Source organism: Pantoea alfalfae (assembly GCF_019880205.1).
Classification (GTDB): Bacteria; Pseudomonadota; Gammaproteobacteria; order Enterobacterales; family Enterobacteriaceae; genus Pantoea; species Pantoea alfalfae.
On record NZ_CP082295.1, the window covers coordinates 133,186 to 143,561 of the forward strand.

The window sequence follows — 10,376 nt, forward strand, 5'->3', positions numbered from 1 at the left end:
TATCTTTCAATTCTTTGAGGACGTTCAAAAAGTTAAATAATTGATCTTAACTTCATTGACTTTGCTGCACCAATTAAGTGCATGAGAATAAGTAATCGAAGGATTATCTTAAGTAATGGGTTGAGCGGAAAATAAGCAGCTTAATCATCTGGTTAGAACAGACAGGAATGATAAGGCGAGGAAAATAAAATTGGCGGGCCAGCGCCGCAAGGCTGGCCCCGAAGCATTACTGCCGCAAAGCCTGTTCGGCTTCTTTCAGCTCTTCACGCGCTTCTGCCAGCTTATCTTCGCGCTTCTGAATCTTGCTGGCACTACGTCCTTCCGCTTTCGCTTCTGCCAGCTCCTCTTCACGCTCCTGCACCTTAAACTTTTTCTCTGCTACTTTTTCCTGGCGCTGCTTTAACAGGCTCTCTTCAGTGCAGTTCTGATCCACTTCACGCAGCGCTTTTTCAAGGCCGGCAACCTGATGGGTATTATTGTGCTGGCGGGCAAAGGAGAGCTGTGTCTCAATCTCCTGCTGTTTGGCAGCACAACCGGTCAGATTAGAAGCCGCATGCGCAGCGGTGAAAGCGAGTGGTGACAGGCACAGAGTCAGGGTCAGTAAAGTCTTTTTCATCGTAGTCTCGTCAATGAGTCAGGGTTGAGACTCCAGTATACGTAGCCACCTTAAGAGATTCTTAACGAAAAAAATTATTTACTGGCGCGGAAAAGCAGGGGAATAGTGAAGCTGCCTGCTATCAGGCAGCGCTGGAAGAGGAGGTTTGTGAAAAATGCAGATTACGATCAGGTCCACTGAGCATGACCGGAAAACCATCCTGACTCTGCTGGTCATAATAGTCCTGCATCACCTGACTGATCCCCGCACCACACCACATCACATGATGCTGATGAATGGCGGTTTTAATGGCAGGCTGTCCAGTGGCACGCGAGTCAACCGCGACATTAAAGCCCAATGCCGTCAGACGAATTGCCTCCAGCCAGATTTCCGTTTTATCCAGTACGCTTACCGCTTCCAGAAACAGAGGAACGGACGATTCACTGCGCGATGAGACACGCATCACTTTGTCCGCCTGCTGCTTAACGGTTTTCTCAAAACGGTCAAGGCGTCGTGCCGCGCCCTGACGGTGGTCGGCATAGAGCCAGACGCTCAGCGGTCGCAGCAAATTAATGATTAAATCATCACCGCTATAGTTACTGGACATGTCGTGCATCTGACGTGAAAGCGACAACGGTGTGCCAAATTCAAGCTGCCAGAGCATGTCGCCCTTGCGCGCCGCCCAGCCGTAGGTCTTAACCGATGAGGCGTCCTGCTGACCCTGCCTGATCTCATTAAGTGTTGCACCGGTTGCCGTCAGGCCAACCAGAGTGTGGATTTCGCTGAGATGAGCATTGCTCCACTCGTCAGCATTCTGCTGTGATGTCAGTAATCCCTGCTTCATCCAGCGCTTCAGATTCGCAGGATGCGTGCCGGTTATCGCACAAACAGTATCAGTAGTATGAAATTGCATATCGTGCCCTCTGCTGAGGGAAAGGCCGCCGGAATTAACCGGGGATGAACAACCACTATGAACCTTATAATCGTTAATTAACAGCGTTAACGCCTGTTAAAAGCGCTAAATAGCACCAATCACGCTGCGCTTATTCGGGTTTTTGAACAGGTTAAATTCAGGGTGATCAGCAGGTTAAATGCGTGATGACTCATCATAAAAAGACTGTGTATTTATTCAGTAAATATTCTTTACGCAGATAGTCCGCAAAAGCAGCGCTGTTTTATCCATTTTAAGAGCATGCTGACTTCACACCCCCTTACATCCGGCCTGCAAACCGCTAAAATAGTTGGTTCTGATGATCAGGAGAAAGAGTGTCCAATGCGTTATCGTTTTACTCTCGCCGTTATGACGGTTGCTGCTGTACTGACCGGCTGTGCGAAACATGCCGCCAGCGAAGCACCAGATGAATTTGCTGCTGGTCCGACACAGATCGATGTCTCGCATATCAAGACCCGTGCGGATGATGGCTCCAGTGTATTCCTGACGGTAGATGGCAAAGACGCTGGCAGATTGCCGAATGGTGAAAGCAAACTGCTGCATGTGCCGGCGGGTAAGCATCAGGTCGGTGGGTATGTGCCGACGCTGTTTGGTATGGGCCGTGTCACTATTGCGCCAGTTGAAGTGACCACGTCACCTGAAGATGTCAAAAAAGTGGCCTATACGGTCACCCGCAATAAAGCGACCTTTGTCGAGAACAAGGGCGAGCAGGGCTGAGTTATTAACGGCGGAGAGCAGCGCTCTCCGCTGGAAACGGCTGTTATAAACCGAGCTCGCTTAGCGAAGGATGGTCATCCGGGCGACGCCCCTGTGGCCAGTGAAACAGCCGCTGTTCTTCGCTGATTTTCAGATCGTTAATGCTGGCAAAACGCTGCGTCATCAAACCCTGCTCATCAAACGCCCAGTTCTCGTTACCATAAGAGCGATACCACTGTAGCTGCTCGTCGTGCCATTCATAGGCAAAGCGCACCGCAATCCGGTTCTGGTCAAAACTCCACAGCTCTTTAATCAGCCGATACTGGTGCTCCCGCTGCCATTTTTGCTGCAGGAACGCGACAATCTCTGCCCGGCCGGTCAGAAAGGTATCGCGATTACGCCACCGGCTATCTGCGGAATAGGCCAGCGCCACACGTTCAGCATCGCGACTGTTCCAGCCATCTTCAGCGAGCCGTACTTTTTCCATTGCCTGTTCAGGCCGTGTAAATGGCGGTAAGGGCGGGCGTGAATTTTTCAACTTTCTCTCCTCAACGGCGCGGGCAGATGCGTTATCCGCATCCATGACAGGTTAATCAGAGGTCGAGCGCGTGGATCTGACAGACAGCGCGTGCCGCTTCCTGACCTTTTTTAACAAAGTGCTGGGTATAGAAATCGATGAACTCGGCCGATGGCTGGAAATTATGTGGTGTGAGTGACACGGAGAAGACGGGCACGTTAGTCGTCAGCTGCGCCTGCATCAGACCACTCACGACCGCCTGAGCGACGAAATCATGGCGATAGATGCCGCCATCCACCACCAGTGCCGCACAGACAATCGCATCGTAATTGCCGGTCTGTGCCAGACGTTGCGCCAGCAGCGGCATTTCAAAAGCGCCAGGAACATCCCATGTTTTAATCTCGTATGAGGCTCCGCGACTTTCCAGTTCCTGTTCAAACCCGGTCAGAACCTGAGAAACAATTTCGCTGTGCCAGTTAGCTTTGATAAAGGCGACTTTCAACGGCTGCATGACTTACTCCAGTAATAGATAACATTCAGTGGTAACGGGCCAGACTGAGCCTCAGCACACCGAATCAAAATAGTGAGCATCGCAGGTCAGTAACCTGCTGAGAGCCTTCACTATACTGCAATGTAAAGAGTCTGTGTCCATCATTGTGATTATATGTAAATAACAGATGACATCATTAGCCTTACTGGCCGCATGAAAAAAAGTACGCCTGCCATCGATAGCTCGTCCTGAACACGTCTCCCAGACCGGAAAACGCTTTCTGCTCCCATATTTGCGTAACCGGTTCCATTTACGTTATTGCTTAAATAAAATACTGGATATTTGAACAGGTGTTTGTATAATAAATGGACTGCCCGCCGGGTATTGGTAGCGTTAGCGAGGGGTGAACCCATGATGATTTCGACTGAAAGCCTCAAATCTCTGGAACAATCGGTCACAATGAGCAGCCGTGAACTGGCTCAGATGACCGGCATTACACACGGAGAAGTGAAGCGGTTAATCAAAAGTCTGGAAACGGCTCAGCGTCTTTCTCAGCCACTCAAAGTAAATGACTATGAGCGGGATGGAGAAGTGCGCCAGGAGTATCGTCTCAGCAAGCGTGACTCTCTGCTGGCTGTAGCACGTCTTTCCCCGGGCTTTACGGCTGAAGTGCTGGACCGCTGGCAGGATCGTGAAAAAACCACGCATCTGCCTGACTTCACTAACCCGGCTGAAGCGGCTCGCGCATGGGCTGAGCAGTTTGAACAGCGTCAGGCAGCTGAGCAGCAACTGGCCCTTTCGGCTCCCAAGGCGGCGTTCTTTGATAGCTTCGTGGAAGTTGACGACTCGCTGGGCTTTCGTCAGCTCTGCAAGATGCTGAAAGTGAAAGAACCAGAATTCCGCCAGTTCCTGCTGGAGCGCAACATCATGTACCGCGCCAAAGGAACCCTGACGCCGCAACACTACCATATGCAGGCGGGCTACTTTACGCTGCATACCGGCACCGGTGAAAACCAGCACGCTTTTTCTCAGGCGCGCTTCACCTCAAAAGGGGTGAAATGGGTGGCGAGTCTGTGGGCAGGGCATCTCTCTGCTCAGCCTAAAGGTGCAGCTGCGTAACTTCACCTCTGGCTTTCCTGACGGTCGCCTGTACGCAACCGTGCCGACAGACGTGCAGATTAAAGGGCAGATATAAAAAAGGCCGCATCAGAGTGCGGCCTTTTTTGATCGTTCAGGGTCGATTAAGGGCGATTTACCAGCCTTTAATAGCATCACCTTTATAGACTTCTTCCGCTTTCGCCGCGACTTCCGGTGACTGCAGCGCAGACTTCAGCTTCTGAATTTTGTCGCTGTCTTTATTATCTTCACGTGATACCAGTGCATTGACGTAAGGCGACGAAGCACTTTCCATAAATAAACCATCGCGGTGCGCTGATAATCCAGCCTGAGCCGAGAAGTTGGTATTGATGATGGATAAAGAGACGTTCGGATCATCTAACGTGCGGGTCAGCTGTGGCGTGTCCACTTCAACAAGCTTCAGATTTTTTGGATTTTCGATGATATCCAGCGAGGTCGGTAAATAACCCACACCGTCTTTCAGTTTAATCAGACCCTGCGCCTGAAGTAACAGCAGGCTGCGTCCCAGTGTCGTCGCCTCGTTAGAGATCGTCACAGTAGCGCCATTCGGCAGTTCACTGATGTTTTTGATTTTGTGTGAATAGGCCGCAATCGGGAACACGAAAGTCTTACCTACCACCGCAAATTTATAGCCGCGCTCTTTCGACTGGTCTTCAAGATAAGGGAGGCTCTGGAAGGCGTTGGCATCAACCTCTTTGTTATTCAGTGCTTCGTTTGGCAGCACATAATCATTGAAGTTAAGGACTTCGACATCAAGCTTGTATTTATCTTTGGCAACCTGCTGTACGACCTGCCAGATTGCTTCATCCGGCCCGGTATTAATCGCGACTTTAACTTTGTTATCGTCGTCTTTAGAGCAGGCGGATAATAATAAAACAGAACTGGCGAGTAATGCCGTAAACAAACCTTTCATTATCAGAAATCCCTCAGATAGTAGATGGCTTCAAAGATAATACAGAACGCACAGGTTGCGTACTGACGGCGGAATATATCTTATAACCGCAAAGCAAATTTCGAACATTAATTAACCACCCACTCTGCTGGCCCAATCATTCCCGCTATTTTTTTGCACTGGCGGACTGATCGTTTACTGGTTCATCACGTATGAAACCCTCAGCGCCATTTTCTTCTACGCTTACTGCTCAGTCACTACTGGCATTCTATTAATTAACAACAGGGATTAACCATGTCAAAGCAGGATAACAAGATTAACGCAGTCGAAGTGATGCGCAGCGGCCAGGCCTGGAACGGTGAGGTGATTAATGCTTATCCCACCGGCGAACCTGAACTGACAGTGATGCGACTGTCACTGCCTGCCCATACGTCATTGCCCTGGCACACCCACCCGATGCCGAATGCGGCGTTTATTCTTTCCGGCACCCTGATTGTTGAGGATAAAGAGAGCGGCGAACAGCGCACGTTCACAGCAGGTGAAGCTCTGAATGAAACGGTTAACAGCGCGCATCGTGGTTACACTCTGGATGAACCCGCTGAACTGGTGATCACGTATGCCGGTGTGAAAGGACAGGAACTGACCGAGCCGCTGCCGGGAGAACCTGAAGAGTTTTAGGTGGCGGCTTTTGACATAACTCATGACGGCCGTGTTTCCGCTGCCGCTTTTTAGCCCTGAACTAAACCCCGCCCGGATTTGATTCGGATCAGTAAACGGTGTGCCTGCACAGACCAGGATGAACATTCTTTGCTCCATCCACACCCACAATGTAAAAGGATTTTTCATGGATAAGAACGTTGCCCTGCTGCTCGCGCCCGGTTTTGAAGAAGCTGAAGCCATTATCACGCTCGATATTCTTTCACGGCTTGGCGTTCGCGTGACCACTGTGGCTTGTCAGCCTTACCGGGAAGTGACCAGCTACCATCAGGTGAAGGTCGTGGCTGATGAGCTGCTGGAGGAGAATTGCGAGCGGCTGTTTGATGCGGTGATTGTGCCAGGCGGCCCGGACGGCAGCAAAAATCTGTCAGCGAATGCTGCGGTGATCGATTTTATTCGCCGGCATGATGAAGCGGGTCGTCTGGTCTGCCCAATCTGTTCCGCAGCGGCCAGAGTGCTGGCACCTCACGCGCTTTTAAAGGGACGGCGTTATGTCAGTTCCGGCACCTCTTCAGAGGGTGTGACCGATGGCGTTTATGTTAATGCATCGGTTGTGAAAGATGGCAATCTGCTGAGCGGACAGGATCTGGGCGCGGCGTTTGATTTCGCCTTCGCCATCGCTTTTACTCTGACAGGTGAGGGCGACAAAGCCACCGAACAGGCGGAACACATCAGTCATAAGCTTAAGGTGGATTTCGCTAAGCTCTGATTCGATTTTTCGCCCCCGAAGCGTCAGGCTGACGGGGCGCAAAGTCATAGCAAGAACGCTTTTTATTCACAACCAAATCCCGCATCCCGTAATACCCCTTTTGCCTGCTCTGAACCTAAGAACGTCGCCAGCCTTTGCGCCTCTGGCGTGATGACCGCACAGGCATAGCGTGCAACAGGATTAACAGCCGCCGGAATATCCAAAACCGTCAACCCCGCAGCCCGACTCAGGGCTGTCCGATAGCTGGCATAGCCGATAAACAGATCCGCCATATCCGCCTGAATAATCCACTCTGCTGCCAGCCTTCCTGTGGGAATTACTGGTGAGTCACGCCCGCCAGCAAGTGGGAGGGCGCGCTGGCGCACCGCTTCACCGGCATTACCCATCCGGGAGAAAAGAACCTGCGTATAGTCACCCGACGGGTCGGTACCAGGTGTGGACGTGGCGATTCGCAGCGAGTCACGGGTGAGCAATGTGAACCAGTCGTCTCCAGGCAGAAGACATTCGCTGCGCACCGTAATGCAGAGCCGGTTGCTGGTAAACGGCATGACTGCCAGCGCGCGTCCGGCAGCCAGCAGCGTCTGCGGATGATCCTCACTGGCTGAAGCAAAGAGGTCGCACGACTCACCGGCCTCAATCCTTTCGCGAAGCAGGCCGGCGGGACCAAAACGGGTGTCAACCGGCGCCGGAAAGTACGCCATTAGTGCTGGCCAGACGCCTTTCAGGCTGCCCGCCGCCAGTATCTGCATCACTCTGGCCCCTGATAAGTGGTGCGATAAAAATGCTGATACCAGCGGTTAGCCAGCGTGCTCATGTCGACATCCTGAAACTTCTGCGGATAGAGTTTTTTTGCCATCCACAGCTCGCCAATCCCCATCGCTTCCGGCATCGGATAGCCCCAGGCTTTTGCGTAGTCAGGCATCAGATAAACGCGATGATTTTTTACTGCATCAATGGCCTGCCATTGCGGCGAACTGTTGATCTCATTGATGACAGAAGGATAGCGATCCTGGACAAAAATCACCTGCGGATCCCAGGCGATCACCTGCTCCATCGACACAGTTTTAAATCCTTTCACGGTCGCCGCAGCAACGTTAACCGCTCCCGCATGCTGCATCATCAGACCGGTATATTTCCCGGAACCATAAGTAGTCAGTTCCGGATTTGCCATATAGGCGCGAATACGTTTTTCCGCCGGAATATCTTTCAGCCGGTCGCTGACGATTTTGCGCCCCTGATCGGTAGCCTCAATCAGCGCTTTCGCTTCAGCGGGTTTATTGACGATCTCGCCAATCAGCGTAATGCCGTCGCGCAGACCTTTGTCATAGGCCATTTCCTCATCAGTGAGGGTCGGATTCATTTTGTCCTGTTCACCCGGCAGGCCATGACGCAGCGAGATAGCCACGACAGGGATCCCCAGCGCGGTAATACTGTCGATCATCTCATGCGGGGCATAGTTGGTGACAAACACCACCTGCGGATGCAGCGCCACCAGCTTCTCCGGATCAACGTGCGTCAGATCGCCAAGCGTAGCCATAGGGTTCAGCTCAGGGGCCAGTCGGGCATAGCCGTCGCCGAGTTGCTGCTTCCAGTTCGCCATCACCCCGACGATTTTATCGGTGGCGTTCATCTGCACCAGCAGGTTCAGCGTCTGATGCTGAAGCACAACAACGCGGTCAACGTGGTCAGGAATCGTAACCTGGCGGCCAATCTGGTCGGTGATCTGGCGTGAGGCGTGGGAAGAGAGCGGAAGAAATATCAGTAAACCGAGTGTGCATACCTGCCAGAAGCGCTTCATTAACTATCCTCGAAAATCGTTATGCATTGGATTATATAGCGATAAGTGATGCGCGTCACGGTCTGGGGCATTATTTTGGGAAAGCAGGACGAGGATAAACCAAATTGTTACAGATAAGACTCACGTCAGCTCGACATTTTCTACTCCACGGTCAATAAAATCCTGAGCGAATCATGATGATTTGCCGCTTTCCCTGTCTGTCATCAACGTTTGTATAATTAAAAATGCGTTAATCTGCGACCTCTTGGATTTCAGACCTGACAGGAAGTCAACTGCATGATAATCAGCCCACCATTTGTTCGCCCGCGGAATGCCGGAGAAAGTGACGTATCATGGGTCAGCCGAATGATGCCCGTGGATATCAACCGGAATTTCCCGCTCAACCGGCACGCATCATGGCACGGGGGCGTGCACGTCCTCCACACCGACCGCACTGAGGAAGGCTATGACCGCGTTGAGTTTGTCCGCGCGATTGCGGATGGGGAAGTTGTTTCTTTTCGTTCTCCATCTTCCACACACAAACGTGATACTTTTCCGCTGCATTATGATGGCAGAACCGATGACGGTTATGTCCTGCTAAAGCATCAGACCGATATCGGTGAAAACTGTCGTGTCGTGTACTACTCCCTGTACATGCATCTCATGGACCGGCTGGACCCGGCAATCAGAGCCGGAGCAAAAGTCTGGCGCAAGGACCGTATCGGGCAAAGTGGTATGGTCAGCGAAACCAATGCCTTTCACTTTGAGGTGTTCTGTGACAACGAGAACATGCTGAAGCTGACCGGACGCATCACTCCTGAACTCGATATCACCCGTGACGGCAGAACCGACACCCTTTACGGCGATATCCATTTTTATCTGCCGCCCGGTACACACTTTTATGAATCGGTGACTGACGCTGCCTCACCGGACACGGACCGCCTGAATTCAGTTCATACCACCACGGAACCGTTATTCGTCAGCATGACCTTCGAAAAAGGCGACTGCACGATGGTAACCCGCAGGCAGAACACCACCACGGCGGCACGTTTCGACACAGTGGGGGAGCCGCTGGTGAATGCAGATGCCAGTCCGGCAGACAATTCCATTGCCGAAACATATCTTAAATATGAATACAATCTGTACCGGACAGCGTGCCGTCTGTACCCGCAGAATCCGTCTGCCGGGCTCGAATTGCTCCGTTTCGGGCGGGTCATCAGCACTGAACATGAAACCCTGACGCCTGCTGATGCCCCGTTATGGCGTACCGTCAGGTTCCCCGGTGGAACGGGCATGGTCAATCTGGCTTCCCCTGACATCAAAAAATTCAGCGATGCCGACTTCCCGCACTGGACAGGGTGGCGGATGGTGGACGATGACACGGACAACAACAGTCAGTGTAATTCTCCCCTTATCGCTGGATTGCAGGACAGCGGGCATTTCGGCGACCTGAGCAGCCGTCTGGTCTGCCATTTTCCGTTGGAGTGGAATGCTGCCACCTTTGACCAGCGCTATGCCTGGCTCAGAACCGGCTCTGACGATGTTCCTGCCATGTCTGAAGAAGACTATGAACGGCTGAAAAGTCATGCCTCAGCGCTGTGCTTCGAGACCGGTGAACACGGCACCGGCAGGCTGTGGCATTTCCATCCAGTGGCCTTCATTACCCACTTTCGCAAATGCTGCTGGCTGAGCAAATCAGAGCTGAAGCAGCTTGTTCCACGGAACGCATTAAGAGCGGCCGGGCGGAATGATTACCGCTGGGAGGCCATAAGTTACCGGGATGCTGATGGTAGCATCCCGGACACTATCCGTACGCACATAAACAGGACGATGCAGAAATACCTGATAACCACCCCGCTGCGCATCGCCTGCTTCCTGGGAAACGGCATTCAGG

11 protein-coding genes are annotated in these 10,376 nt (G+C 52.1%); 4 read left to right on the plus strand and 7 right to left on the minus strand.

All coding sequences use genetic code 11. The features are described 5' to 3' along the window. Positions 1 to 226: 226 nt before the first annotated feature. Positions 227 to 616 carry a DUF1090 domain-containing protein gene (locus K6R05_RS20845; protein WP_222925748.1) on the minus strand — a complete coding sequence of 130 codons (390 nt, stop codon included), beginning with the start codon at positions 614 to 616 and terminating at the stop codon, positions 227 to 229. Positions 617 to 737: 121 nt separating this feature from the next. Further along, entirely contained in the window at positions 738 to 1,508 is a 771-nt protein-coding gene (locus tag K6R05_RS20850; RefSeq protein WP_222925749.1) for a MerR family transcriptional regulator, read from the minus strand. Positions 1,509 to 1,868: 360 nt separating this feature from the next. Here K6R05_RS20850 and K6R05_RS20855 point away from each other — a divergent pair, with 360 nt between their 5' ends. After that, complete coding sequence (locus tag K6R05_RS20855; protein ID WP_222925750.1) at positions 1,869 to 2,264, plus strand: hypothetical protein; 396 nt, start codon at positions 1,869 to 1,871, stop codon at positions 2,262 to 2,264. A 43-nt stretch (positions 2,265 to 2,307) separates the two neighbouring features. Here K6R05_RS20855 and K6R05_RS20860 read toward each other — a convergent pair whose 3' ends face one another. Both K6R05_RS20860 and K6R05_RS20865 read right to left on the minus strand, forming a co-directional pair. Then, the gene (locus K6R05_RS20860) at positions 2,308 to 2,781 is read right to left on the minus strand and encodes a nuclear transport factor 2 family protein (protein WP_161734671.1); all 474 of its coding nucleotides are present in this window, start codon (positions 2,779 to 2,781) and stop codon (positions 2,308 to 2,310) included. A 55-nt stretch (positions 2,782 to 2,836) separates the two neighbouring features. Beyond that, positions 2,837 to 3,271 carry a 6,7-dimethyl-8-ribityllumazine synthase gene (locus K6R05_RS20865; RefSeq protein ID WP_033735722.1) on the minus strand — a complete coding sequence of 145 codons (435 nt, stop codon included), beginning with the start codon at positions 3,269 to 3,271 and terminating at the stop codon, positions 2,837 to 2,839. Positions 3,272 to 3,661: 390 nt separating this feature from the next. Here K6R05_RS20865 and K6R05_RS20870 point away from each other — a divergent pair, with 390 nt between their 5' ends. Beyond that, the gene (locus tag K6R05_RS20870) at positions 3,662 to 4,369 is read left to right on the plus strand and encodes a phage antirepressor KilAC domain-containing protein (protein WP_161734668.1); all 708 of its coding nucleotides are present in this window, start codon (positions 3,662 to 3,664) and stop codon (positions 4,367 to 4,369) included. Between the two features lie 133 nt (positions 4,370 to 4,502). Here the strand turns inward: K6R05_RS20870 and K6R05_RS20875 are convergent, their stop codons facing one another. Then, on the minus strand, positions 4,503 to 5,300 hold the full coding sequence (locus K6R05_RS20875) for a MetQ/NlpA family ABC transporter substrate-binding protein (protein ID WP_161734665.1): 798 nt from the start codon (positions 5,298 to 5,300) through the stop codon (positions 4,503 to 4,505). A 273-nt stretch (positions 5,301 to 5,573) separates the two neighbouring features. Between K6R05_RS20875 and K6R05_RS20880 the strand changes: the two genes are divergently transcribed. Beyond that, positions 5,574 to 5,957 (plus strand): cupin domain-containing protein, encoded by a 384-nt coding sequence (locus K6R05_RS20880; protein ID WP_161734662.1) that lies wholly within the window; start codon positions 5,574 to 5,576, stop codon positions 5,955 to 5,957. A gap of 166 nt (positions 5,958 to 6,123) precedes the next feature. Then, the gene (locus tag K6R05_RS20885) at positions 6,124 to 6,705 is read left to right on the plus strand and encodes a DJ-1/PfpI family protein (RefSeq protein WP_161734659.1); all 582 of its coding nucleotides are present in this window, start codon (positions 6,124 to 6,126) and stop codon (positions 6,703 to 6,705) included. A 62-nt stretch (positions 6,706 to 6,767) separates the two neighbouring features. Here the strand turns inward: K6R05_RS20885 and K6R05_RS20890 are convergent, their stop codons facing one another. Further along, the gene (locus K6R05_RS20890) at positions 6,768 to 7,454 is read right to left on the minus strand and encodes a molybdate ABC transporter substrate-binding protein (RefSeq protein WP_222925799.1); all 687 of its coding nucleotides are present in this window, start codon (positions 7,452 to 7,454) and stop codon (positions 6,768 to 6,770) included. After that, entirely contained in the window at positions 7,454 to 8,503 is a 1,050-nt protein-coding gene (locus K6R05_RS20895) for an ABC transporter substrate-binding protein (protein WP_222925751.1), read from the minus strand. The genes K6R05_RS20890 and K6R05_RS20895 overlap by 1 nt, the downstream gene beginning before the upstream one ends. Positions 8,504 to 10,376: the final 1,873 nt, after the last annotated feature.

Excerpts from the sequence above, each read along its gene's own strand:
- K6R05_RS20875 (WP_161734665.1), bottom strand. The coding sequence starts at position 5,300 with ATGAAAGGTTTGTTTACGGCATTACTCGCCAGTTCTGTTTTATTATTA.
- K6R05_RS20880 (WP_161734662.1), top strand. The coding sequence starts at position 5,574 with ATGTCAAAGCAGGATAACAAGATTAACGCAGTCGAAGTGATGCGCAGC.
- K6R05_RS20845 (WP_222925748.1), bottom strand. The coding sequence starts at position 616 with ATGAAAAAGACTTTACTGACCCTGACTCTGTGCCTGTCACCACTCGCT.
- K6R05_RS20870 (WP_161734668.1), top strand. The coding sequence starts at position 3,662 with ATGATGATTTCGACTGAAAGCCTCAAATCTCTGGAACAATCGGTCACA.
- K6R05_RS20885 (WP_161734659.1), top strand. The coding sequence starts at position 6,124 with ATGGATAAGAACGTTGCCCTGCTGCTCGCGCCCGGTTTTGAAGAAGCT.
- K6R05_RS20865 (WP_033735722.1), bottom strand. The coding sequence starts at position 3,271 with ATGCAGCCGTTGAAAGTCGCCTTTATCAAAGCTAACTGGCACAGCGAA.
- K6R05_RS20850 (WP_222925749.1), bottom strand. The coding sequence starts at position 1,508 with ATGCAATTTCATACTACTGATACTGTTTGTGCGATAACCGGCACGCAT.
- K6R05_RS20855 (WP_222925750.1), top strand. The coding sequence starts at position 1,869 with ATGCGTTATCGTTTTACTCTCGCCGTTATGACGGTTGCTGCTGTACTG.
- K6R05_RS20895 (WP_222925751.1), bottom strand. The coding sequence starts at position 8,503 with ATGAAGCGCTTCTGGCAGGTATGCACACTCGGTTTACTGATATTTCTT.
- K6R05_RS20890 (WP_222925799.1), bottom strand. The coding sequence starts at position 7,454 with ATGCAGATACTGGCGGCGGGCAGCCTGAAAGGCGTCTGGCCAGCACTA.